Below are 23860 nucleotides of genomic sequence, written 5' to 3'. Positions count from 1 at the left end.
ACCAGTAGAATCAATTCATGAATTTAGCAATCAATGTATGAAAATGGTGGGTACCTTTTTCTTTCAGAGGCGAATATCTTCCATATTTATAAAGCCGTGAGCGGATACCCCGCTGCACATTTTCTACAATTGCCTCATCCTCCCTTTCCACCCGGTCAATCATGTTAACCACTCCCCTATTAAATTTTTCCTGGTCAGAAATGAAAGTAAGAAATGAAACTTTTGTCTGATTAATTGTTATCGGTTTAACTATATTAACTGATAACCCCCATGGATAAAAATTAAACATCAGGTTTGGAAAAATCCAAAAATAATAAGCTGCAATTTTTTTGTCATAGTCCTGAGATAATTTAGGAATACTTAAAACCTCCTCGCCGGACTTAGCATAACCTATTTGCAGGCTAGAATACTCATTAAGTTCATATGCATAACTTCCATAATCAAGCAATTGATTCAAGGAAGCATGAACAAAAGGGATGTGAAAACCCTCTAAATAATTTTCACAATACAATGCCCAATTGGCATTTACTAAATAGTCTTTAGAGTGCTCCGGATCAAAACTAAAATTTTCAAACTCTATCCAGTTTAATCTGGATCTCATATTGCCAAAAGCATTTTCAAAAGAAAAGGCGGGAAACAATGAACTAAAAATCATATTGCCGTACAAGTCAAAAGATACAGGAACAAGGTCATCCATTGCAGAAGGAAAACATTGCACACCTTCAAATTCAGGCATTGCTATAAACTTTCCATCCAGTCCAAACCTTCTTCCATGATACCGGCATCGCAGGTTCTTTTCAATGCCCCCCTTTTCACAAACAATATTTCCCCTGTGAGTACAGACATTTGAAATGCAATGCAGCTGGTCATTATTATCCCTTGTAATTAATAGAGATTCATCTAAAAAACCAGGCAGCAACGTAAATGGATATGTTTGACCAGGCACTTTTACTTCTTCCGTATTAACCGCAAACTGCCAGCTGCGGGTAAATATTTTTTCTTTTGACTGATCAAATAAGTCCTTGCTTGTATAAAAAACTGAATCAAGAGTTCGAGCATTTGTAATATCCGGATCAATAAATAACATTACGGGTAAGTTAACCGGTTTTAAATAAAACTGAACATTATAGGTCTAACTCATATTATGATATACCTCAAGCACGTCATCATCATCTTCCAGCATTCCTATCAGTCGGGCAACATCCTCCTCTTCTGATTCTGAAACTTCTTTTGTTGTTAAAGGAATCCACTGTTTCTCACTGCTTTTTGCAACTATAGCTTTATTTTCTAATCCCTTTTGCATTGAGCCAAAATCAGAAAACCTTGTATAAATAACTATTTCATTTTCCTGTTCCATAATATCCTCTGCTCCATAATCAATGAGTTCCAGTTCTAAATCTTCGAGATTAATTCCTTCACCGGATATTGTGAAAATACTTTTTCTTTCAAAGAGAAATTGAACAGAGCCTGATGTACCCAAACTTCCATTTCCCTTGGAAAAGTACATGCGCATGTTTGCTACCGTACGTGTTGTATTATCGGTAGCACAATCTATCATCATAGCAACACCATGCGGGCCGTACCCTTCATAAATTATTTCTTCATAGTTACTTGAATCTTTTGAAGTTGCCCTTTTAATTGCTGCATCAACACGATCTTTAGGCATGTTTACTCCTTTCGCATTCTGGATGGCTAGCCTAAGCCGGGGGTTATTGTTCGGATCCGCACCTCCTGTTTTTACTGCAATGGCAATCTCTTTTCCAATCTTTGTAAAGGCTTTAGCCATCTTATCCATTCGCGCAAAGATTTTATGCTTGCGTGTTTCAAATATTCTGCCCATGGTCTATCTGTTTAAGAACGCAAAATAATGAAGATTAGATTGAAAAAAGATTTCAAAAACGAACGGCCTATAATTATCATATGAATATTATTCCATAATATTTAGCCAGGAATCATTGATATGGATTTTTCAATTTAGTCATTTGAATATTTAGACCATTTAACAGATCAATTTCTAATTTTGACTCCGAGCGAAATAATATGGATTTACAATATAATAAAAACGAAGACCAGAACCTGCTGCTGTTAAGCAGTGTAAGAACCAAGCTTGAAAAGATAAAGTTGGGAGGGGGAAAGAAAAATATTGAAAAACAGCACGAGAAAGGGAAACTAACTGCCCGCGAACGTATTTCTTATCTCCTCGATAAAGATGCGGCTTCTTTTGAAATTGGGGCTTTTGCGGGTTATGAAATGTATGAAGAGCAGGGGGGATGCCCGGCGGGGGGAGTAATTGTTATTATTGGATATGTTTCAAATAAACAGTGTATTATCGTTGCTAATGATGCTACTGTAAAAGCAGGAGCATGGTTTCCCACAACTGCTAAAAAAAACCTTCGTGCACAGGAAATAGCTATAGAAAACCGGTTGCCAATCATTTATCTGGTGGACAGTGCTGGAGTATTTTTGCCAATGCAGGACGAAATATTTCCGGATAAGGAGCACTTTGGGCGAATTTTCCGGAACAATGCAATTATGAGTTCCTCAGGCATAACCCAGATAGCGGCAGTGATGGGAAGTTGTGTTGCGGGAGGGGCTTACCTTCCAATAATGAGTGATGAAGCAATGATTGTGGATAAAACCGGAAGCATTTTTCTTGCTGGTCCCTTTCTTGTAAAAGCCGCTATTGGTGAAGATGTAGATGCCGAAACGCTGGGCGGGGCTACTACACATTCGGAAATTTCAGGTGTTACCGATTACAAATGTGCTAACGATCAGGAATGCCTTGATCGCATCCGAAGCATTGTAGATAAGATCGGTGACTATGACAAAGCAGGTTTTAACCGGATTAATACAATAGCTCCTGTTAGAAATGAAAAGGAAATTTATGGCCTTCTGCCTGCCGATAGTGGCAAGCAATACGACACGCATGAACTTATTGAATGGTTAGTGGATAATTCTGAATATGATGAATACAAAGCGGGTTACGGTAAATCTATTCTATGTTGCTATGCCCGCATAGATGGCTGGGCAGTTGGCATTGTGGCTAACCAGCGTAAAGTGGTAAAGACCAAACGTGGTGAAATGCAGTTTGGAGGAGTTATTTATTCCGATTCTGCTGATAAGGCTACCAGGTTCATTTTAAATTGTAATCAGAAAAAAATACCTCTGATTTTTTTACAGGATGTAACCGGTTTTATGGTTGGAAGCAAATCAGAGCAGGGTGGCATTATAAAAGATGGGGCTAAGATGGTAAATGCAGTTGCAAACAGTGTAGTACCTAAAATTACAATCATTATAGGAAATAGTTACGGAGCCGGCAACTATGCAATGTGCGGAAAGGCATTCGACCCCAGAATTATTGTCGGGTGGCCGACTGCAAAGATCGCGGTTATGGGAGGCAGCCAGGCTGCGAATACATTATTACAGATTCAGATATCATCGCTTAAAGCGAAGGGAGAAAAAATTACTCCTAAGGATGAACAAAAGCTGTTAAATGAAATAATAGGCCGGTATGAAAAACAAACGAGTCCGTTTTATGCGGCGGCCCGTTTATGGATTGATGCTATAATCGATCCGCTTGAAACGCGTAAATTAATTTCTATGACTATTGAAGCGGCTAACCATGCTCCTATTACAAAATCTTTTAATCCGGGAGTGATTCAAACATAAAGCCAATTGCAATTATTCAATTGCTTCCCCCCATCGAAAAGTTTGCAAATCAAAGCCTGCCAATTGCAAAGCACGGTCAACAACCGTTGCAGCAAGCTGTTCAAAGTTTTCAGGAAGAGAATAAAAGGAAGGAGTAGCAGGGCAAATGACACCACCGGCCTCGGTAATCACTTTCATGTTTTGAATATGAATTAAATTGTAAGGGGTGTCCCGGATTACCAGGATTAACTTTTTTCTTTCTTTTAACATCACATCAGCAGCACGTGTTATAAGATCATCTGAAACGCCCGACGCAATTCTCGCCATAGTACCCATAGAACAGGGACATATTATCAGCGAATCATACCCAGCAGAACCACTTGCAAAGGGAGCCGTAAAATCATCTTTTTTATAAACAGGAAGTTTATAATTTATAAAATCCTCATTCTTCAATTCATGCTTCCAAACAAACTTCGCATTATCACTCATTACTAAGCCTGCATCTTCAAGCTGCTCTTTCAGATTTACTATTTTGTCCAGCAGTATCTTTGCATAAATACTTCCGCTTGCACCGGTAATAGCCACTGCCAATTTTTTCATCGGAATATTAAGTATTTAAACTTTAATCATCCTTACCCAACAATTGATTTAATACCTTATTCCGATAACTTTCACCGATAGGAATTTCATGGTTTTGAATTTTCACCACATTACCTTCTATTGACTCAACACGATTTATCGGGATTAAATAGGACCGGTGAATTCTTAAAAATTGATTTTCAGGCAGCTGTGTGGTAAATTCCTTCAGGTTCATAAGTGTCACCAATTTCACTTTATCTGTATATAAAACCACGAAATCCCTCATAGCTTCTACATATAGAATTTCATTCAACTTCACCTTTATAAACTTATTATTTGATTTAATAAATATTTGATCACCTGAAAGGGGTCTTTTTTTCTTAAAATATTCATATATCTTATTGACACATTTCAGAAAGCGCTCGTGAGTAACCGGCTTCACGAGATAATCAAAAACATTCATTTCAAATCCTTCTGCAGCAAATTCTTTATGTGAAGTAGAAAGTACAATTAAGGGCGGATGGACTAGCGTTTTTATTAATTCAAGGCCTGACATTCCCGGCATCTCTATATCAAGAAATATAACATCGGGTTGTAAATCTTTTAGAAGAGTAGATGCTTCCAAGGCAGTCGTGCAACTTCCAACTACCTCCATAAACTCAGCAGAACTTATAAGATCAAGCATGGCTTCCCGGTTCAACTTCACATCATCTACCGCAATACAGCTGATCTTCATAACGGTTAATTGGTCGTGAATTTAAGGGTTTTGGCAGATTATCTTAAGGCCTCCGCAGATTTATAGCTCATTTCAGTAAAGAGTACAAGTATGTTTATACCGGTTTTGGTACAATACTAACATTATACTATGAAGAAATTATCTTCTTAATTATGACTAAATCTAATTAAACGGGGTTAAAAGCCCCGTTTTCTTTTTCAGTAAAATGAACGTGAAATATATTAAATATTATAAAATAAATTATAAATATTATTTAAGAAATGTTTCTGTATGGAACATTTTTAATTTGACATCAAAGATTAAACTTTCTTTTTTTGTTTTCGTATTACTAATACATATACCATCTAATAATTATAAGTTCTATTTTTTAAAAGTGAAATAATTTAAATTTTATTTATTTTTTGTTTAATAATTACAATCTGTTTATCAGGATATGAGCACAAAAACTATGAAATTGGTCAACCTGCAATTTCTCAGGGAATTCTGTCATAATGATCAGAATAAAATGGTAAATTATATTCACATGTTTTTAGAATCGGCACCTGAGCAATTGGAGCTCATAAAAAAACATACAACTTCCGGAAATTGGAATGGTGTAAAAGCAGCTGCTCATTCTTTAAAACCTCAGGTAGTTTTTATGGGCATGTCGTCAATTGAACCTATACTTGCACGGATAGAAGACAACATAATATCTGAAAATTCATTTGACCAGATTCCTTTTCTTTCAAATGAACTTGATGTGCAGCTCGGGTATGCCTTTAGTGAATTAATTGAAACTTTAGTAACTTTATCGTGAATTGAAATTATTTTCTCAGAAATTCGTTTATCCTACTAAATAACAGATATGAAGAAGTTTAAAATTATTTTATTTGCATTAGCCTTATCAGTCTCTCCGCATATATACGCTCAAATAAGCAGCAATATAAAATGGATGTCTATTTCTGAAGCCGAGCAGGCAGCTAAACAACAGCCCAAAAAAATAATTATTGATATTTATACTGATTGGTGCGGATGGTGTAAGAGGCTTGATGCGACTACATATAAAAATGAAGATATAGTTAAGTACATTAATGATAATTTCTATGCTGTAAAATTAAATGCAGAATCTAAAGACAAAATTACTTTTCAGGGAAAAGACTACAGCTACGATCCCTCTAAAAAAATAAATAATGTTGCCACCAATTTCCTCAGCCAGTCCCCGGGGTACCCAACTACTACCTTCCTGAGCGAAAACTTTGAAGTACTTTCAATAGTCCCGGGTTATATGCCTTCAGATCAATTGATAAATGTGTTAAAGTACTTTGGTGAGAACCATTATCAAAAAGAAGACTGGAATACCTATTTAAGCAGTGTAAGTAAAGACAGCAAACAATAAAATTTAATCAAAAAAAATACAAAAGCTCAATCCTACCGGATTGAGTTTTTTTGTGCATATAATTTTACCCTGTTCGGGCATTTATAAATATGAATGAATTAATAAGATCAGCAAAGATAACAGCAGGTATATCTTATGCATCGCAGGATTTTAATTCTCTTAATCCTGATGATTGCATTTTTTGTTTGCTGATTACACCGGAGCAACTAATGTATCACATAGCCGATTTGAAATCTAAAAAAATATACATTATTCAACCGTTCCGGTTTACAAGTAAAGTGAATACAGATATTGCAGTGAACTTGAAATCTATAGCACAGGAAGATAGCTTTCTCCAGCAGAATTTCAACCAAAAAAGAATTTCGGTTTTTAATTCACAATTTACTTTTATACCCTCACTGTTTTATAATATTAATGATTCAGAATTATTTACTTTCAATACTTCACAAAATCAAACTTTGGAAGTAAGATCTGATGAATTTCAAAGACAGGATTTTACAATAATGTATGGTCTGTCACCGGCTTTTATGCAACTGTGTACAGAATATTTTCCGGGTGCAGCAATTAATCATTCACTTACAACACTTATCACTGAGCTTCTTACAATAAGTAAAAGTGATGAAACAGGAATAGTTTACACCTATGTACAACAGTGTAGTCTGCAGATTATTTATATAAAAAATGAAACCTTACATTTTTGCAATAATTTCTCTTATGCTACTCCTGAAGACTTTGTTTACCACGTACTATTTACATACAAGCAGCTTCACCTTGACCCGGAAAAAGATAAGCTGATTTTGTTAGGAGAAATAGAAAAACAATCTTCATTATTCCATTTGATATTCAAATACATTCGCTTTGTCGAGTTCGGACAGCGAGTTACCAAGTGGAAATATGATCGTGATTATTCTTTTCCTGATCATTATTATTTTAATTTATTATGCATCTAATATGAGAGTTATTGGTGGAACTTTAGGAGGAAGAAAATTTTATCCACCTGGTAATTTACCAACACGGCCTACCACGGATTTTGCTAAAACAGGTCTCTTTAATATTCTTAATAATTATTTTGATTTTGAAGAAGTAAGCTTTCTGGATCTTTTTAGTGGTACCGGAAATTTAAGCTTGGAATTTGCATCACGGGGCTGTAAGCATATCGTTTCAATTGAAAAAGACCAGGGTGCTGTAGAATTCATTAACAAATTAAAAAAGGAATGGAAAATAGATTCCATAAGAGTTCAAAAAGCTGATGTCCTCAAGTTTATTGATTACAATAAGGAGCAATTTGACATTATATTTGCCGGTCCCCCTTATTCCTTAGATACCATTGATAAATTACCTGAAAAATTATTATCAAAGGATATTTTAAAAGAAAAAGGATGGTTTATTCTTGAAACTTCTTCTAAATACTCTTTTGAAAAGGATCCACATCTTTTGCAAGTTCGCAATTACGGCCAAACAACTTTTCATTTCTTCTCAAAGGAAACTAGAATCAGATCAGAAAATATCGCTTAAATTCAGACAATATAAATATGAATAAAATTGCAGTTTTTCCAGGCTCTTTTGATCCGATTACCATTGGGCACGTGGATATAATTAACCGCGGGCTTCCTCTTTTTGATAAAATTGTAATAGGTGTCGGAATCAATTCACAGAAGCAGTATCTGTTTTCTATTGAGAAAAGAATAGAGTGGATAAAAAAGATCTTCGAATTCGAACCTAAAATTTTTATACAGAGCTATACAGGGCTCACTGTAAATTTCTGTGATCAACAGCAAGCCCAATTTATTTTGCGCGGCATCAGGGGCTCCGGCGATTTTGAATTCGAGCGAGCAATTTCACATACCAACCGTGTTTTAAGCAGAAAAATTGACACCATTTTCCTTTTGGCCAACCCTTCATTAGCTTCCGTTTCATCTTCTATAGTTCGTGATGTAATTGTGAATGGAGGTGATGCTTCACCTTTTATTCCTGAAGAGATTGAAACATCTGTACATCATTAGATTAGAGTAGATACCCGCAATATACTTTAGTTTGTTTTTAATTATTTAATATTTTTACCTTTTTACAAGGCCACGTCATCTATAGATATCTTGTAATTATTCATCTTATGGTCATCGGTATTTTAAAAGAACCAGCTAATGAAAACCGGGTTGCTGCTCTGCCTGAAATCGTAGTACAACTAAAAAAATTAAACTTTGAGGTGCAGGTTGAAAGTGAGGCCGGTTCCCGGTCTTATGTATCAGATGCTATTTATCAAACCGCGGGTGCAACTATTTCTTCAAGGGATAAGGTTCTTACATCTGACCTTGTTTTAGGTATTGTGTGCCCTGCGGATTCAGATTTAAAAAGGATGAAGGCAGAATCCGTACTGATTGCTGTTTTTCAACCTTTGCTTAACAGCAGCATTGTATTTCAATTATTAGAATTAAATCTCACCTCCTTCAGCATGGATATGGTTCCAAGAACCACACGTGCTCAATCCATGGATGTTCTTTCTTCGCAGGCTACCGTGGCAGGTTATAAAGCAGTTCTTGTGGCAGCAAACTCCCATTCCAGATTTTTTCCAATGCTTATGACAGCTGCTGGCAGCATTGCACCTTCCAAGGTACTTATTCTTGGCGCTGGCGTTGCCGGGTTGCAGGCAATTGCAACAGCAAAAAGGTTAGGCGCTGTAGTGGAGGTATTTGATACACGGAGCGCAGTAAAGGAAGAGGTGAACTCACTTGGTGCTAAGTTTATTGAAGTAGAAGGCGCTGCTGAATCTGCAGCAGCGGGTGGCTATGCCATTGAACAATCAAAGGAATTCCTGGAAAGACAAAAACAAAAAATACACGACTCTGCAGTAAAATCAGATATCATAATCACAACTGCCCAGATACCCGGCAAAAAAGCTCCTCTATTGATTCCTCAAGCAACATTAGATGCCATGAAACCGGGTTCTGTAATTGTTGACCTTGCTTCATCTACCGGCGGAAATTGTGAACTTACAGTAAACGGTGAAACAATTACCACAACCAATGGAATAACCATTATCGGTAACTCAAATCTTCCTTCAACTATGCCTGCAGATGCAAGTAAAATGTTTGGAAAAAATGTTCTGAATTTTTTAAAGTTGATCTTAAAAGATGGACAAGTCATTATCAATATGGAGGATGATATTGTTAAAGGCACCTGCATCACCTTTCATAAAGAAATTATCAATCCACGTGTCAGGGAATTTTTGAAATCTCATGCTGTGTAATATGGAATGGTGCACATTGGTGACTTATTTTAATCAGATGTAATAAGAGCCGGTCACCTGGCATTTTGTATCAATATTTTAAGATTAATTAATTTAACAAACAGATTTGATATGCATTCGCCAATACATTTTTTATATGAGAACCGTGATATGGTATTTATTATTATTCTATCCATATTCCTGGGTATCGAAATAATTTCTCATGTACCTACTGTTCTTCATACACCGCTTATGTCAGGCGCCAATGCTATTCATGGAGTGGTAATTATAGGTGCTATTATCGTAATGGGAAGTGCAGAACAAACTAATTATCTTGCCTTAATACTGGGCTTTTTCGCAGTAATTCTGGGAACATTAAATGTGGTGGGAGGTTTTGTGGTGACCGATCGGATGCTGGAGATGTTTAAGAAGAAAAAATAAATTTCAATCAGTCACATGATGGAAAACAGCATACTGTGGATTGCTTATTTAATTGGCTCAGTTACGTTTATTCTGGGGTTAAAATTGTTGAGCCATCCTGAAACTGCCCGACGAGGAAACCTGGTAGCGGCGGCAGGTATGGTGCTTGCAATTGCAGCTACCATATTTTTTTACAGGGATTTGAGTGGCAACCCTCTACACAACTTTGTCTGGATTTTCAGTGGGATTATCATTGGTTCTCTGCTGGGGACTATAGCTGCAAGAAAGGTGAAAATGACTGATATGCCCCAAATGGTTTCTCTTTTTAATGGAATGGGTGGTGCCTGCGCAGCTATTATTTCTGTAATTGAATATCAGCGTCATCCTTTTGTGTCAGGTGAGTGGAACATTATTGCAGTAATACTTGCAGGTTTATTGATAGGTACTGTTTCTTTTTCAGGAAGTATGATTGCGTTTGGCAAATTAAATGGAAACCTGGGTGATAAAAATTTCCAGGGTCAGTCCATTGTTAATTTATTTGTACTGGCCGTAACTATTGCAATAGGTGTTTATCTTATTGCTATTGACTACCAGAATATGACGGTGCTTTCGGTGATGGTCGGAATGTGTCTTTTGTATGGTGTACTATTCGTTTTGCCTATCGGAGGGGCGGACATGCCTGTTGTTATTTCTTTATTGAATTCATTTACGGGCGTAGCAGCGGCGTGCGCAGGCTTTATTTATAATAACCAGGTAATGCTCACCGGAGGAATTCTCGTTGGCTCTGCAGGAACTATTCTTACCCTTTTAATGTGCCGTGCCATGAATAGATCGCTGTTAAACGTGATCATTGGCTCCTTTGGAAAAAATCAGGGAGTTGCAGGAGCAAATACAAATGAGAAAGGAGCTATTAAGGAGATCTCTGTTTCGGATGCAGGTGTGCTGTTGAGTTATTCCAAAAAAGTATTGATTATTCCGGGGTATGGCTTAGCAGTGGCTCAGGCACAGCATACCGTTCATGAATTGGAAAAGCTGCTGGAAGAAAAGGGTGTAGAGGTAAAGTATGCCATTCATCCTGTAGCAGGCCGGATGCCCGGTCATATGAACGTATTACTTGCAGAAGCAGATGTTTCGTATGATAAACTATTAGAAATGGATGATGCCAATGCTGAATTTTCTTCTACCGACGCAGTAATTGTGGTAGGTGCAAATGATGTGGTAAACCCGGCTGCCAAAAATGATAAATCCTCCCCCATCTATGGAATGCCAATCCTGGAAGTCGAGAATGCCCGTAATGTAATTGTGATGAAGCGGAGCATGAATGCAGGCTATGCAGGTATCGAAAATGAACTTTTTTATGAGCCCAAAACCCGAATGCTGTTTGGTGATGCAAAAGCATCGCTGCAAAAATTAGTGAGTGAAGTGAAAGAAAATTAACAGAGCATCCTGTCTTTATTTTTAAATACGAAATCTGCATTCAGAATTGCAACAAGAATAAGTTACCCTCAGTGGATTTTCGCAGCAATTATCCCACAGCAGTTAATTTATCTTCTTCTATATTTTACAAAAATTGCAGGTTTTTTTGCTGAACTTTTTTCTGTCATTAAACCTTTCTTACGCGTGACTGTCTGAAGTTAGCGGCCTTGTTCAATATTTGAAACAAGGCAGGCAAAATACTTTTAATACTGATTTTTTGTTCACCCTCTCTTACATTTTTTCATATGAAAAACTTTTCTAACGATTTATATTTATTGTTAAAGAAGCAAATGTCCTTCTTAGGTAAATGTGTTTCATTAACCATTGTCTATTTTTCTTTTTATCAATCATCTGTAAAGGCTCAGGCGGTTAGTCAGCCGGCGCAAATTGCATGGGGCAGGTATTTTGATGATACTATTTCCGATTCTGATTTCGCAAAGGAAGATTTGGGTGAAAGAATTTACTACTACCTGAATGACGTTTTTATTGTTGGTCGTAGCAAAAGTGATACATTAGGCTTTGCGAATTGCGATGGTTCTTATTCCGGAGGAAGCGGCGATGCATTTGTAGCAAGCTATAATCCCTCTTGTCAAAAGTATAACTGGATTCGCTACTTCGGCAGTTCTGCTTCTACTGAATATGCTTATTGTGCCGCGCTCGATAGAGTGGGCGATCAAACATGGATTTATATTGCGGGTGAAGTGAATGGCACAAAGAAACAAGTTAACATTGCCGGTCAGGCATGTGTGGGCGGATGCAGCTCCGTTTTTCAAACAACTAATAATGACAAGTGGGATGGGTTTATCGCAAAGTACAATGCAGTGACCGGTCAACTGGTAAGATGGACTTTTTTTGGCGGAATCGGCCGTGATCAGATTCTTGGCATTGCTGTAGATACAATTTCCCACAAAGTCTATTTTAACGGATACACCGAAAGTCCTGCATGGCTTAATTATTCAAGCTATTCGTTTACCCCATTTAAAAGCGATCTCTCAGGTGTAGGCGATATGTTTATAGGCTGTTTGGATTCATGTCTAAACACACTACAATATTTTTCTTATTATGGAGGAAATAACAGCGATCGCGGTCATGATATTCAGATTATTTACAAAAATGCTGCTCGCTATTTAATCCTCAGTGGTACTACGGAAAGCTCAACCGGCATTGTTCCTCCGGGATCAAACTATTATGATAATACCTATGGGGGAGGCACTGACGGTAAATCGCCTGACGCTTTTATGCTCATTTGGAATATAAAGAACTTATCAAATAATCCTGACTGGAGCACTTACTTCGGTGGTTCTGCAGCGGATCGCGGACGCGGAACAGATATTACACGTAATTACGATATTTATTGGACAGGTCAAACTCAAAGCAGCCCCGATAATTCAGGAACGTTTTCACCCACCAGCAATGCATACCAACCTCAAAAGAATTTGGGAATAGATTGCTTTTTAACCAAATTTCACATTTCTTCGTTTAATCCTGTTACAGTATCGCTGGATTTCTTTACCTATTTTGGCGGCGAAAAAGATGATTTTGCAAAAAGTGTTCGCGCGTTTCATTCCAATAATTCTGCTGATGGGCGTGATTCTGTTGCAATAGCCGGACTTACTTACAGCGCTGATCTTCCTTCAAAAGATTCTACAGCTTATTTCCTCAGCAAAAGCATTAATGGAAACAACAATGAAAACAAGCGCGATGCATTTATTGCTGTTTTAACGAATGATCCGGCTAATCCAACAGCAAATCAAAAATTAAGCTCCTTCATGTATTTGGGTGGTGAGAATGATGAAACTGACATTAAACAAAATGATGTGCTTGTACAAAAAAGCTATAACCCTGGTTTAGAGTCGGGACCAAATGGCTCACTGTTTATAATTTATTCTACTAAGGGCATAAAGACAAAAAAGAATGGAAATATTCCTATTGAATACAGTGCATTTCATTGCCCTGCCGGTGGTTGCAACAGCCAAAACTCTATTCAACCCGATGCTTATTTTGCACAAGTTTATCCTTTTCCGCAGCGTTTTATACCGTCTCAATGTCTTGCCGGCAAAATGGAAAACGCAACGTCAGGTAATGAGTTAATAAATTTTTATCCTGTTCCATTTTCGAATTACACGATTCTTAACATCAACTTAAATGAAGATAAAGATGCAGATGTTGTTATTTATGATATCCTTGGAAACATAGTAATACATAAGAATCTTTCTCTTTATGCAGGTGATAATAAAATTAACCTGGATTTCTCAGATTATGCAAAAGGAGTTTATTTAAGCCGGATCAATTTAGCAGGAAAAATTTACGAGAATAAAATTATTAAGCAATAGGATCATTTTTAATAAATATAGCAGCGTATAATCGACCGGTTTTTTGGTTGTTCTTTTTTAATGAAGATAGAGCAAAAATTAAAGAAGAAAATTCAGGAGAATAAATTATAATATTCTAAAAGTTAAGCTGACCCGTGGAGTGAGAATATTTTTAGCTTTTGGAATATGATGTTCCCAAAAATGCTGTGTACTGCCCTTCATAAGTACATAAGTGCCATGCGTTAAATCGACTTTTCTCAGTAAAGTCTTATCTGATATATGCCTGAATTTAAAAGTTCGCGTTGCCCCAAAGCTTACAGATGCAATTATGGGGTTAACACGTAGTACACTTTCATTATCACGATGCCAGCTAACACTGTCATTTCCATCCCTGTAATAATTAAGCAGCACACTTGTAAAACGAACACCTGCATTATTTTCAATTCTATCCTTAATTTCTAAAAGTTCCGCAGTCCATGGATGGGTTTTCATAGAGATACGAGAATAACTGTAATCTTTTAGATGATCTCCATACCAGGCTGTCAGCCTGGGCAGATTCACAGATTTACCATAAAATTTAATTTGATCCTGCTGCCATTCAATATTGTGAAGCAGGTATTCTAAGAGCCGGTCACTATCATTTTTGTTAAAGAAATCCGGGTACACAAGGACCTCACCATCTTTTGGAAGAAGGTTAAAAGCCTGATCAGCACTTTTAGAAGATGAATTAAATAATAAGCCTTGCATTAAATTTGAGATCAGTGAAGCTGCACAAATTTAAGAACAATGCTATAAACGAAGAAAGCGGACCCAATCGTGAGATTAACTCCGCTTTCGCAATCTTAAAACCGTAGCTTTAAAGACTACCCTGATTTTCGAATCCGTGTTATATCCTTTCGAATTAACATCATCACTTCTTTTAGATGTGAGGCCGAATATTGCTAAACGACCGGATGTTGTAATCAATAAGATAAATGTACAATATTCAAACTATGATCTCCAAATTTTTCAAAGAGATATTTTGCACAAAAAATAAACAGGGTTATAAACAATGTGTAAAACGATGAACAATTCAGCTACCGACAACTGGTTTCAGATGTAATAGAGAAACAGGATTAAGTATCTTTAAAATAAAAAATGGAGAATAAAGGACTGCTATTTATTCACGATATAAGCGGTTTTACTAAATTTGTGAATGAAACAGAAATTAACCACAGCCGGTTAATTATCCAGGAACTGCTGGAAATATTGGTTGATGCCAATCAGCTTGATCTTACTGTCTCTGGAAATTGAAGGTGATGCCACTCTTTTCTATAATTCGGCGAATCTTCTGAACTCAACAATATCTACCATCAGGTTTAGAAAATGTTTTGTGAGTTTCACCGAAATTTGATTGCCTACGACCAGCGTCGCTACTGTCAATGCAAAGCCTGCGTATCAGCTATAAATTTTACATTAAAAATAATAACTCATTATGGCGAATTCACCAGTTACCAGGTTCGTGATTTCAGGAAATTAATTGGGAAAGATATTATTGTTGCTCATCAGCTTTTAAAAAATAATATTGAGCAGCATGAATACTGGCTGGTAACAGAAAGTCTGTTACATAACAATAACCCTTGGCAGGCCCTGGAGTGGAACAGCAGCACCAAACAAACAGAAAACGGAGACATAGCCTTTCATTTTACACAATTAACCAGGTTAAAAAATAATATTATACCTGAATCTCTGAAACCTATGGATCTTTCCAAAAAGATTAAAAATGATATCAATTGCGAAGGAATTCGAGTCGGATATACTCACTTTATTTCATGCCGTCGGAAATTTTAACTATCGCAGTTTATGGCAGACAGGAATTAAAACTATAGAGGAAGTCAATCATTACCTGCCGAGAACTGGTATGAGGTGCAGGTATATAATGGAGAATGGACAATCCGATATCTATATCAGCAGCTATTCTTACCATCCTGATAGAATTGAATTCAGCGAACTAATGAAAGAGAAATGAGTTCTGCTTTCTATATCCTGGAAAAAATAAATACGAATGCAACTCAACTGACACTCAAATATTATATAGAAAAAATTTGGTTAATCAGCTTATTTTTAAATTCAAGAGTGAAAAGAAGAAAGTTGTGAAAGAAATAAACTTCCATCTTCTGTTTAACAAAATGGTTCCACAATTTTAGGAGTTTAGTAAACACCTTAAGGAAAGAGTTTCTACATATTTAGGCCAATTAATTCATCGCGAAATATTTAAGCTGGCAATAGAAAAGTTCTGTACACACGTGTATAATGTCCCAATAAAATTCCGTTTGTATATTAGGGGAGCAAACGGATGGTACACCCTTTGTGTCTTTAAGATCTAAAAAAATCAACTATGAATAAAAAGGGAAAAACAAGAGAAAATAAATATATTCCACCTAAAGGAAAGCCTTCGGGAAGCGGGAAAGAGGAAGGTTTGGGAATGAGACCTACACTCGATAGCGAAGACCTTGAAAAAGATCTGGAACGCGATAAAGAAATCACTGAGAAGTATACATCGGGAGTTGATGAACTGGCTGCCAATGTGCACCTGCGGCATTCTAATCGAAATCGTCAAAAACATCGGGACACTCATAAGGAAAAACAGAATGAAGAATCTAACAAAGCAGACAAAAGCAAAAATGATACACAAAAAGAAGAGTTTACAGATACCAAACCTGAAGAATTACCAGGTGTTTTAAACAAATCTATTTTTTCTGATCTTGCTTCTTATCAATCGGATTTGTGTGTATCTGCTTTTATACCGACACACCGGGCGGGCGGGGAAGTGAATGAGCATCAGGATTCAATTCTTTTTAAAAATGTGTTGCAACAGGCAATGCAAACTTTATTGGAAAAGAAGTATGATGAAGTAACGGTGAACAGAATCCTTAAACCAGCCTATGATTTATTACGTGACGAAGCTTTTTGGCTCAACCTTCAAAAAGGCATTGCAGTATTTATGGCTGATGGCTTTTTTAAATTTATAAAGGTTCCTTTTTCTCTACATGAAGAGATTTACATCAATAATTCTTTCAATGTGGTACCGTTGGTTCCGGCCATGTCAAATGAAGAAAAGTTTTATCTTTTGGTCATCAGTAAAAAGCATGTGAAATTTTATAAAGCTGATGCTTTTGAAATGGAAGAACTTATAATTCCTGAACTTCCTTTTGGTATGAGTGATGTCGTTCATTTTGAAGAGAAAGATGACCAGAATCTTTTTCGCACCGGGGGCCACGGTAGTACAGGTGGTGCCAACTTCCATGGTATTGGAGCGGGTGAGCCCGATGAGAAAACCCACATTGCAATGTATTTTGATGAGGTTGATGAAGTGTTAATGAAATATGTCCTGGCAACTGAAAAGGCCCCGCTTATGATTGCGGCTGTTGATTATCTGGTACCGATCTATAAATCTGTTGCAAAATATAAGCACATTGCCGAAGATGCCATAACCGGTAATCATGATCACGATGACGTGCATAAACTATATAACACTGCACGGGAAAGAATGGCCCGCTACTTTCATGAAGGAATGAAAAAAGCATTGCAACATTTTTATAATAATTCTGCCACTGAGTTAACTTCAACCATACCTGAAGATGTAATTCCCGCAGCATATTACTCCAGAATTTCACAACTATTTGTAGATAGGGATGAACATATCTGGGGTACATTCGATGAAGCTGAAAATAACCTGGAAGTACACACTTCACGAATGGACGGTGATGAGTGTTTATTGAATAAAGCCGTAATTAAAACCATTCTAAACGGAGGTGAGGTTTTTTTGCTGTCAAGAAGTCAGATGCCTGATAACAGCAAGATGGCTGCAATGATGAGATATTAAACCTCCATTTCAATTTGAACATCCGGAGCTGAAACCATTTTTTTTCAGCGCTTTTTTTTACAAGTATTCGCACTGAAAGTTAAACAATCGATAATATAGAGTCATTCTATGTTTGTACGGTTCATGCTGGAATATACCTGTTCAGTATAAAAATTGGCAGGTTCCATGATTTTAATTGTTTTTAACTTATTGGTATGTATAATTTTGTTATAAAATTTAACTTGGTTTAGTAATATGGGAAAATTCATGATTGGGTTTTTACACTGTACTTTGGCATTCGCCGTTTTTCTGGGAAGTGCTTCCTGCAAAAAAAATGAATTAATTAGTTGTGATGAAATGCGTGATTCTTCCAAAGAATTAAACGGGTACTGGAGAGTAAGTCAATATTCTGACAACAATCAGGATAAAACAAATAATTTCTCAGCCATTACTGTTAAATTTAACAACAGCTATCAATTCATGATGTATGAAAATGGTATTCAGCAAACTGAAGGTTCATGGAGCATTAAACATGGTGAAGATTTCGATAAACTATCTATTGTTATCCCTTTTTCAGATAAACCATATAAATTCTTCAGTAGTGATTGGATCATAACAGCAAAGAGCTCAACATCCATTACACTTCATAATAATACAAATGAGGACGAAATGATGAGATTAGAAAAACTATAGTCATTTTTGACAGGAATAAAATTATTTCTGGAGTGGCAATCAATCATTCAAATGATCATAACCATAAAATTTTAAGCACGGGAAAGGCATTTTGGATTGGAATCATGCTCAATAGCGGCTTTCTATTAATGGAATTTTTTGCCGGCCTTTATTTTAATTCTCTGGCTTTGTTATCAGATGCCGGACATAATCTTACCGATGTAGCCGGTCTCGGTTTATCGCTCTTGGCAATCAGGCTGACAAAGTCTAAAGCAACGGAAAGATTTACATATGGCTATCACAAAAGCACCATTCTTGCCTCTCTTGCTAATGCGGTTATACTTCTGCTTGCAGTTGGCAGCATTGGATGGGAAGCTATTCAAAGATTTTCTCATCCGGTGTTTGCCCCGGGAAAGGTTATTGCAATAGTTGCCGGAATTGGAATTATAATTAATACGATTTCAGCTTATCTCTTTTTTAAAAATAAGGACCGGGACCTGAATGTAAAAAGCGCTTATTTGCACTTAGCAATGGATGCAGTAGTATCATTTGGTGTTGTAATAGCCGGTATACTAATCTTTTTTACAAATCAGCCATGGATTGATCCGCTCATAAGTATTGTGATAATGATCGTGGTAATTTATAGTACCTGGTCATTGCTAAAGGAAAGTATGCGCTTATCCCTTGATGCAGTACCTCAAAATGTGGACATTGAAAATATAAAACAGCAATTGTTAAATACTAAAGGTGTAAAAGACATTCATCACATTCATATATGGGCGATGAGCACCACCCGAAATGCAATGACAGCTCACTTAATAATGGATAATGATTTGACAGAAAGCCAAATAAAAAAAACAAAGGCAAATCTGCGGCATACGCTGGAACATTTAAACATTCAGCATGCAACGCTTGAAACAGAAAGCGAACAATGTCAGGAAGAAGTTTGCTGATCAGTTCTGATCGAATTTTAATTAATAAATTTCACTAAAATAAACGCCTTAAAACCATCAACGATTATGCAATCCTTAAATGAAAGAAAAAACAATGATGAAATAACTTCAGGCGAACATATTTCTTTTTGGATAGATTCTACGGAATCTATTGTTTTCGAAACTTTAAAACAGGATATAAGCACTGACGTATTGGTAATTGGCGGTGGTATTGCCGGGTTAACTACAGCATACTGCCTTTTACAATCAGGTAAAAAAGTCACTCTCATTGAAGACGGTTTTATCGGCAGTGGTGAATCAGGCCGTACTACAGCCCATCTTGCAAATGCTCTTGATGACAGGTACTATGAAATTGAAAAATTATTCGGTAAAGAAAAAAGCCGGCTGGCCGCAGAAAGTCATACTGCAGCTATCCAGTGGATTGAAAACACAGTTATAAAGGAACATATTGATTGTAATTTTAAAAGAGTAAACGGATACCTGTTTCTTCACCCGTCTGATAAATTCGAATCACTTGAAAAAGAGCTGGAAGCTACTCATAATGCAGGAATCAACACCCAACTTCTTGACCACATCCCGAATCTTCCTTCAGTGGGCGGCAAGTGTATTTTATTTCCACAACAAGGGCAGTTTCACATCCTGCATTACCTGAAAGGATTAGCAGAGAGTATAGTTCGGCAGAGGGGCAAAATTTATACTCAGACGCACGCCACTGAAATAAGTGAAAAAGGGTGCCGGGCAAACGGATATAAAATCGCTGCAAATCAAATAGTAGTCGCAACCAATACACCTGTAAATGACCTTGTAACCATTCATACAAGGCAGTTTCCGTATCGAACATATGTTATTGCAGGTAAAGTTTTGAAAACACAATTAACTCCGGCCCTATGGTGGGACACCGGCGATCAGAATTCTACGTGGAATAGTCAGCCCTATCATTATGTACGGCTCGAAGACTTTGATGATGAATATTATTTATTACTCTCAGGAGGTGAAGATCATAAAACAGGGCAGGCTGATAAAGAAAACATTGCAGAGGAGGACCGGCATAAAATTTTAGAAAGATGGACCCGGGAAAAATTTCCAATGTTAGAGGAAATTTTATATAGATGGTCAGGTCAGGTTATGGAACCACTGGATTCAATGGCTTTCATTGGACGCAATCCAGGTGACCAGAACGTATTTATTATTACCGGTGATTCAGGAAATGGAATGACGCATGGAACTTTGGGAGGTATTATTATTTCAGATTTGATCAATAATAAAGAAAACACATGGGCTCATTTATATAAGCCTAATAGAACAACGCTGAAAATTGCAGGGGAATACATAAAGGAAGCAGCTAGTATGGCAGCTCAGTATATAGATTGGGTTAAAAAAGGGGGTATTAATTCCATCCAAGAATTAAAAAAAGATGAAGGTGCTGTCATTAATCTTCATATGAAAAAAGTAGCTGTTTACAGAGATGAAAATGAAGAATTATATGCATACAGTGCAGTATGTCCTCACCTGGGTTGTATTCTTCAATGGAATGCAGATGAGAGATCATTCGATTGTCCCTGTCACGGTTCAAGATTTACCAAATACGGAAGAGTGATCAATGGGCCGGCCACGTCGGACCTTACTCCTTTAGATTTTCAAGAGGAATAATTAAATGCTGGATAAAATGATAAGTAACTGCGTTCATAAATTAATTACTTGATTAATACCTTTTGAGAGATCTGAGTTGCAGTTTCATCAGCAATAGTAGTCTTTAGTCTTTTTTTCTGCCAGATTCGGATAAGGCTGATTACAAATCCTAAAATGGTAAACATAGTTCCCAGCCATAGTACATTGATAAAAGGAAATACAATAGCCGTCATTACAATAAAATCTTTTTTTGGATTTTCTTCTGCTACCTGAAGATCGATTTTATTTTCCTCAGGTATAATTTTATTCAACCGGAAAGTTAAACCCAGATCATCGATATTATCATCAATAAGGCTGGCCCGGCTTTCATGAATGTAAAAAATTGGCTGAGCAGTATAAGTCTCCCCTTTTAGTGTCTTTACAGTCAATTGCGCAGTTACAGCCAGGTCGCTATCACTAATGGTAATTTTGTCCGAATGGTTAATGCGTTCAATTTTTTCAAGAATTACATAACTATTAGCAGTGAACACGGTATCACTCTTTGAAATTAAATGCGATTGAAACTTTTTCTCATTCTTATCGCTGGATTCTTTTGTTTTATCAGGCACAGAAGTAACATGCGTATACAGATCCTTATACCAGTAATGCCGGGTATCCGGATTTGCAATTAACCCCATCTTTGGGTTGATCTGGGCATTCGGATAAAGTGTAAAATGGTCCTTTAATTTTCCTGTTGACGAATCGAAAACTTCATAATTTACCTTATAGTAATTATTGGGCGGTGAAGCCGAATCACCAACATATGTTACTGTATATTCCTGCATTTGAACAGGAGAGTTCTTATACAACAGCATGTTGGTTCGCTGGTTTTCAGCACTGAAATCTTTGCCAAAATCGATACCCATTGTATTAGAAGAAATAGTATTTTTTTTTGCTGAAGAAATTAAAATTCCTACCATCATTAAAGCGAAACCAAAGTGGCCTACCGCTGCACCACTCAACCTGAGTTTTCCTTTTAATACAGTAACGATATAATAGAAATTAGAAACAATGCCGAACACTCCTGCAAATAGCAAACAGATAACTGCTATAAGATCCAGCTTTTCCAGAATGGCAATAAACATTGTAACAGGTACACTGATAATCAGATTTATAAGCATTCGACGGTTAAAAAGTGTACGGTCAGATATTTTAAATTTAAGAAACAGTGCTGCAGAAGAAAGGAGCACAAGCACAATGGCTACCGGTATTTGAAATTTATTATAATGTTCTACTGCATTGGGCGGTGGTGCCCAATTAGTTCCGAATAATTTATTCCAAACGGGAATGGAGGTAGTAAACGTTATCTGAAAAGCAGATACAAGTAGCAATAAAGACCCGATAAATATCCAGAATTCCCTCGACCAGATATTTTCGTCCTTCATTACGGTAGGAATCTTTTTCCAGTAATAAGCTAGCAGCACAATTGCAGGTATAGACAGCGTGGCCATATAGATAACCAGCTGACCGCTCATTCCTAAATCCGTAAAAGCATGAACGGAGGTATTACCTAAGATACCGCTTCGTGTTAAAAAAGTGGAATATAAAACCAGTATGAAAGTGAGGATATAAAATATGAAAGTAGCTCGTAGTGAGCGACCTGTCTTATTAAATACAAGGGTAGTGTGAATCCCTCCTATCATAATTAACCACGGAACCAAAGAAGCATTTTCAACCGGATCCCAGGCCCAATAACCACCAAACGTAAGTGATTCATACGCCCAGGCTCCTCCCATCATAATTCCCGTTCCAAGAATGGCCGCAGAAAAAAGAGCCCATGGCAACACTGATTTTGTCCACGAACTGAAATCTCTTTTCATGAGAGCAGATAAAGCAAAGGAGAAGGGCACCAGTGTAGATGCAAAGCCCATAAATAATATAGGAGGATGAATTACCATCCAGTAATTCTGTAGCAAGGGGTTCAATCCATTGCCATCAGTAATAAAGCTCATGTAATCCGCACGATGGAAAATAGGTGCATTCACCATTTGATCGCGCAAAAGAGAAAAGGGAGTACTACCAATCTTATAACCAAACGTATACAAGCCCAAAAGCATGGAACTTAGAAATCCCTGTACTACGGCAAACACACTTAATACCCGCGACTGGTTTAGGCGATGGGTAAAGATGATGACACTTCCCAATACCACATTCCAGAACATCCATAATAAAAAGCTTCCCTCCTGACCTTCCCAGAAACAGGCCAGCAGATATTTAGAGGGCAATGCCCAATTGGAATGTGACCAAGCATAGTAGTATTCAAAATAATGGTTATGGATTATAATAAAAAGATTTATTACGATAGAAATAACCGCTGCACCATGTATAAAAAACAGGATTTTTCCTATTTGATTCCAGGACTTTCCTGTCGATAAACTTTTAGTGAAAGAGGAAATAAAAAAAGCAACGGCTGCTATCAATGAAAAAACAAATGCAGTATAAACCGAAAGCTGCCCAATATTGCCAGGCAGTAAATGTTCACCTTCGTAAGGAATATCCATTATGTATTGGAATTATCAGTGCCGAATGCAACCTGATTTTGCTTATATTTTGAAGGGCACTTCATAAGAATTTTTTTGGCATAAAAATCATCACCATGCATTTTACCACTTAAAACAATCTGTTCTGATTTTTCAAAATCCTGAGGCTTTGTACCCTGAAAGATCACCTTACGCTCTTCTCCATTTTTATCTTGTAAGTAAAAGGTGAAATAATTCGGATCTTTCACCGGATCATAACTCATTTCCTTGCCTTTTGCCAGGTAGCCCACAATCTCAAAATCTTTTTGAGTTTCGCCTTTTGCACTGGAAAATGTTTCATACTGACTGTAATCACTTGCAAGAGTTATTATAAATCCAATAGATACTGCAATTACAATTAAACCTGCAATATGAATCTTTTTCATGGAGGGAAATTATATGGCAAATTTACAACAGAAATAGGAGAATGACACC

General features: G+C 36.9%; 23 protein-coding genes. 16 read left to right on the top strand and 7 right to left on the bottom strand.

The genetic code is table 11. The features are described from left to right. Positions 1-10: 10 nt before the first annotated feature. Together H0W62_06380 and H0W62_06375 are read right to left on the bottom strand one after the other, a co-directional pair. On the bottom strand, positions 11-1087 hold the full coding sequence (locus H0W62_06380; GenBank protein ID MBA3648164.1) for an aromatic ring-hydroxylating dioxygenase subunit alpha: 1077 nt from the start codon (positions 1085-1087) through the stop codon (positions 11-13). A 45-nt stretch (positions 1088-1132) separates the two neighbouring features. Next, the gene (locus H0W62_06375) at positions 1133-1840 is read right to left on the bottom strand and encodes a YebC/PmpR family DNA-binding transcriptional regulator (GenBank protein MBA3648163.1); all 708 of its coding nucleotides are present in this window, start codon (positions 1838-1840) and stop codon (positions 1133-1135) included. Between the two features lie 200 nt (positions 1841-2040). Between H0W62_06375 and H0W62_06370 the strand changes: the two genes are divergently transcribed. Continuing rightward, the gene (locus H0W62_06370) at positions 2041-3669 is read left to right on the top strand and encodes an acyl-CoA carboxylase subunit beta (protein MBA3648162.1); all 1629 of its coding nucleotides are present in this window, start codon (positions 2041-2043) and stop codon (positions 3667-3669) included. A 12-nt stretch (positions 3670-3681) separates the two neighbouring features. Here H0W62_06370 and H0W62_06365 read toward each other — a convergent pair whose 3' ends face one another. Both H0W62_06365 and H0W62_06360 read right to left on the bottom strand, forming a co-directional pair. Next, entirely contained in the window at positions 3682-4248 is a 567-nt protein-coding gene (locus H0W62_06365) for a UbiX family flavin prenyltransferase (GenBank protein ID MBA3648161.1), read from the bottom strand. 22 nt (positions 4249-4270) lie between these two features. Beyond that, entirely contained in the window at positions 4271-4963 is a 693-nt protein-coding gene (locus H0W62_06360; protein MBA3648160.1) for a response regulator transcription factor, read from the bottom strand. Between the two features lie 448 nt (positions 4964-5411). On the opposite strand from H0W62_06360, the gene H0W62_06355 reads away from it, so the two are divergent. The 9 genes from H0W62_06355 (at position 5412) to H0W62_06315 (ending at position 13790) form a co-directional block, all read left to right on the top strand. Next, positions 5412-5759 carry an Hpt domain-containing protein gene (locus tag H0W62_06355; protein MBA3648159.1) on the top strand — a complete coding sequence of 116 codons (348 nt, stop codon included), beginning with the start codon at positions 5412-5414 and terminating at the stop codon, positions 5757-5759. Positions 5760-5807: 48 nt separating this feature from the next. Continuing rightward, positions 5808-6338, top strand: coding sequence for a DUF255 domain-containing protein (locus tag H0W62_06350; protein ID MBA3648158.1), 531 nt, complete (start codon positions 5808-5810; stop codon positions 6336-6338). Positions 6339-6427: 89 nt separating this feature from the next. After that, positions 6428-7288, top strand: coding sequence for a DUF3822 family protein (locus tag H0W62_06345; protein MBA3648157.1), 861 nt, complete (start codon positions 6428-6430; stop codon positions 7286-7288). Position 7289: 1 nt separating this feature from the next. Beyond that, positions 7290-7853 carry an RsmD family RNA methyltransferase gene (locus tag H0W62_06340; protein MBA3648156.1) on the top strand — a complete coding sequence of 188 codons (564 nt, stop codon included), beginning with the start codon at positions 7290-7292 and terminating at the stop codon, positions 7851-7853. 17 nt (positions 7854-7870) lie between these two features. Then, positions 7871-8341, top strand: a complete 471-nt coding sequence (gene coaD, locus H0W62_06335; protein MBA3648155.1) for a pantetheine-phosphate adenylyltransferase — start codon at positions 7871-7873, stop codon at positions 8339-8341. A gap of 107 nt (positions 8342-8448) precedes the next feature. Next, positions 8449-9582 carry a Re/Si-specific NAD(P)(+) transhydrogenase subunit alpha gene (locus H0W62_06330; GenBank protein MBA3648154.1) on the top strand — a complete coding sequence of 378 codons (1134 nt, stop codon included), beginning with the start codon at positions 8449-8451 and terminating at the stop codon, positions 9580-9582. A gap of 111 nt (positions 9583-9693) precedes the next feature. Then, entirely contained in the window at positions 9694-10002 is a 309-nt protein-coding gene (locus tag H0W62_06325) for an NAD(P) transhydrogenase subunit alpha (protein ID MBA3648153.1), read from the top strand. 18 nt (positions 10003-10020) lie between these two features. Beyond that, entirely contained in the window at positions 10021-11418 is a 1398-nt protein-coding gene (locus tag H0W62_06320) for an NAD(P)(+) transhydrogenase (Re/Si-specific) subunit beta (protein MBA3648152.1), read from the top strand. A gap of 284 nt (positions 11419-11702) precedes the next feature. Beyond that, the gene (locus H0W62_06315; GenBank protein ID MBA3648151.1) at positions 11703-13790 is read left to right on the top strand and encodes a T9SS type A sorting domain-containing protein; all 2088 of its coding nucleotides are present in this window, start codon (positions 11703-11705) and stop codon (positions 13788-13790) included. A gap of 105 nt (positions 13791-13895) precedes the next feature. Here the strand turns inward: H0W62_06315 and H0W62_06310 are convergent, their stop codons facing one another. Continuing rightward, positions 13896-14516 (bottom strand): alpha-ketoglutarate-dependent dioxygenase AlkB, encoded by a 621-nt coding sequence (locus tag H0W62_06310; GenBank protein MBA3648150.1) that lies wholly within the window; start codon positions 14514-14516, stop codon positions 13896-13898. 390 nt (positions 14517-14906) lie between these two features. On the opposite strand from H0W62_06310, the gene H0W62_06305 reads away from it, so the two are divergent. The 6 genes from H0W62_06305 to H0W62_06280 all read left to right on the top strand — a co-directional run bounded on the left by H0W62_06305 (position 14907) and on the right by H0W62_06280 (position 20888). Then, positions 14907-15062 carry a hypothetical protein gene (locus H0W62_06305; protein MBA3648149.1) on the top strand — a complete coding sequence of 52 codons (156 nt, stop codon included), beginning with the start codon at positions 14907-14909 and terminating at the stop codon, positions 15060-15062. Between the two features lie 72 nt (positions 15063-15134). Then, complete coding sequence (locus H0W62_06300) at positions 15135-15599, top strand: DUF2652 domain-containing protein (GenBank protein MBA3648148.1); 465 nt, start codon at positions 15135-15137, stop codon at positions 15597-15599. A 547-nt stretch (positions 15600-16146) separates the two neighbouring features. Beyond that, entirely contained in the window at positions 16147-17634 is a 1488-nt protein-coding gene (locus H0W62_06295; GenBank protein MBA3648147.1) for a hypothetical protein, read from the top strand. 246 nt (positions 17635-17880) lie between these two features. Then, the gene (locus tag H0W62_06290) at positions 17881-18306 is read left to right on the top strand and encodes a hypothetical protein (GenBank protein MBA3648146.1); all 426 of its coding nucleotides are present in this window, start codon (positions 17881-17883) and stop codon (positions 18304-18306) included. A 32-nt stretch (positions 18307-18338) separates the two neighbouring features. After that, positions 18339-19238: a cation transporter gene (locus H0W62_06285; GenBank protein MBA3648145.1), complete on the top strand. Its 900-nt coding sequence runs from the start codon at positions 18339-18341 to the stop codon at positions 19236-19238. 66 nt (positions 19239-19304) lie between these two features. Further along, the gene (locus H0W62_06280; protein MBA3648144.1) at positions 19305-20888 is read left to right on the top strand and encodes an FAD-dependent oxidoreductase; all 1584 of its coding nucleotides are present in this window, start codon (positions 19305-19307) and stop codon (positions 20886-20888) included. A 44-nt stretch (positions 20889-20932) separates the two neighbouring features. On the opposite strand, the gene ccsA is transcribed toward H0W62_06280, so the two are convergent. Continuing rightward, a complete protein-coding gene (gene ccsA / locus H0W62_06275) occupies positions 20933-23407 on the bottom strand; it encodes a cytochrome c biogenesis protein CcsA (protein ID MBA3648143.1) in 2475 nt (824 codons plus the stop codon). Next, complete coding sequence (locus tag H0W62_06270) at positions 23407-23811, bottom strand: cytochrome c maturation protein CcmE (protein ID MBA3648142.1); 405 nt, start codon at positions 23809-23811, stop codon at positions 23407-23409. Before H0W62_06270 ends, ccsA begins: the two co-directional genes overlap by 1 nt. Positions 23812-23860: the final 49 nt, after the last annotated feature.

Source organism: Chitinophagales bacterium, from assembly GCA_013816805.1.
Lineage (GTDB): Bacteria > Bacteroidota > Bacteroidia > Chitinophagales > UBA10324 > MGR-bin340.
This window is presented reverse-complemented; position numbering and strand designations above follow the sequence as displayed.

What these genes read in the sequence shown, in the direction of transcription:
- H0W62_06355 (MBA3648159.1), top strand. Translation starts at nt 5,412, where the DNA reads ATGAAATTGGTCAACCTGCAATTTCTCAGGGAATTCTGTCATAATGAT.
- H0W62_06365 (MBA3648161.1), bottom strand. Translation starts at nt 4,248, where the DNA reads ATGAAAAAATTGGCAGTGGCTATTACCGGTGCAAGCGGAAGTATTTAT.
- H0W62_06320 (MBA3648152.1), top strand. Translation starts at nt 10,021, where the DNA reads ATGGAAAACAGCATACTGTGGATTGCTTATTTAATTGGCTCAGTTACG.
- H0W62_06350 (MBA3648158.1), top strand. Translation starts at nt 5,808, where the DNA reads ATGAAGAAGTTTAAAATTATTTTATTTGCATTAGCCTTATCAGTCTCT.
- H0W62_06270 (MBA3648142.1), bottom strand. Translation starts at nt 23,811, where the DNA reads ATGAAAAAGATTCATATTGCAGGTTTAATTGTAATTGCAGTATCTATT.
- H0W62_06290 (MBA3648146.1), top strand. Translation starts at nt 17,881, where the DNA reads ATGATTGGGTTTTTACACTGTACTTTGGCATTCGCCGTTTTTCTGGGA.
- H0W62_06305 (MBA3648149.1), top strand. Translation starts at nt 14,907, where the DNA reads ATGGAGAATAAAGGACTGCTATTTATTCACGATATAAGCGGTTTTACT.
- H0W62_06340 (MBA3648156.1), top strand. Translation starts at nt 7,290, where the DNA reads ATGAGAGTTATTGGTGGAACTTTAGGAGGAAGAAAATTTTATCCACCT.
- H0W62_06375 (MBA3648163.1), bottom strand. Translation starts at nt 1,840, where the DNA reads ATGGGCAGAATATTTGAAACACGCAAGCATAAAATCTTTGCGCGAATG.
- H0W62_06310 (MBA3648150.1), bottom strand. Translation starts at nt 14,516, where the DNA reads ATGCAAGGCTTATTATTTAATTCATCTTCTAAAAGTGCTGATCAGGCT.
- H0W62_06315 (MBA3648151.1), top strand. Translation starts at nt 11,703, where the DNA reads ATGAAAAACTTTTCTAACGATTTATATTTATTGTTAAAGAAGCAAATG.
- H0W62_06300 (MBA3648148.1), top strand. Translation starts at nt 15,135, where the DNA reads ATGTTTTGTGAGTTTCACCGAAATTTGATTGCCTACGACCAGCGTCGC.
- H0W62_06345 (MBA3648157.1), top strand. Translation starts at nt 6,428, where the DNA reads ATGAATGAATTAATAAGATCAGCAAAGATAACAGCAGGTATATCTTAT.
- H0W62_06380 (MBA3648164.1), bottom strand. Translation starts at nt 1,087, where the DNA reads ATGTTATTTATTGATCCGGATATTACAAATGCTCGAACTCTTGATTCA.
- ccsA (MBA3648143.1), bottom strand. Translation starts at nt 23,407, where the DNA reads ATGGATATTCCTTACGAAGGTGAACATTTACTGCCTGGCAATATTGGG.
- H0W62_06330 (MBA3648154.1), top strand. Translation starts at nt 8,449, where the DNA reads ATGGTCATCGGTATTTTAAAAGAACCAGCTAATGAAAACCGGGTTGCT.
- H0W62_06295 (MBA3648147.1), top strand. Translation starts at nt 16,147, where the DNA reads ATGAATAAAAAGGGAAAAACAAGAGAAAATAAATATATTCCACCTAAA.
- H0W62_06325 (MBA3648153.1), top strand. Translation starts at nt 9,694, where the DNA reads ATGCATTCGCCAATACATTTTTTATATGAGAACCGTGATATGGTATTT.
- H0W62_06280 (MBA3648144.1), top strand. Translation starts at nt 19,305, where the DNA reads ATGCAATCCTTAAATGAAAGAAAAAACAATGATGAAATAACTTCAGGC.
- coaD (MBA3648155.1), top strand. Translation starts at nt 7,871, where the DNA reads ATGAATAAAATTGCAGTTTTTCCAGGCTCTTTTGATCCGATTACCATT.
- H0W62_06360 (MBA3648160.1), bottom strand. Translation starts at nt 4,963, where the DNA reads ATGAAGATCAGCTGTATTGCGGTAGATGATGTGAAGTTGAACCGGGAA.
- H0W62_06370 (MBA3648162.1), top strand. Translation starts at nt 2,041, where the DNA reads ATGGATTTACAATATAATAAAAACGAAGACCAGAACCTGCTGCTGTTA.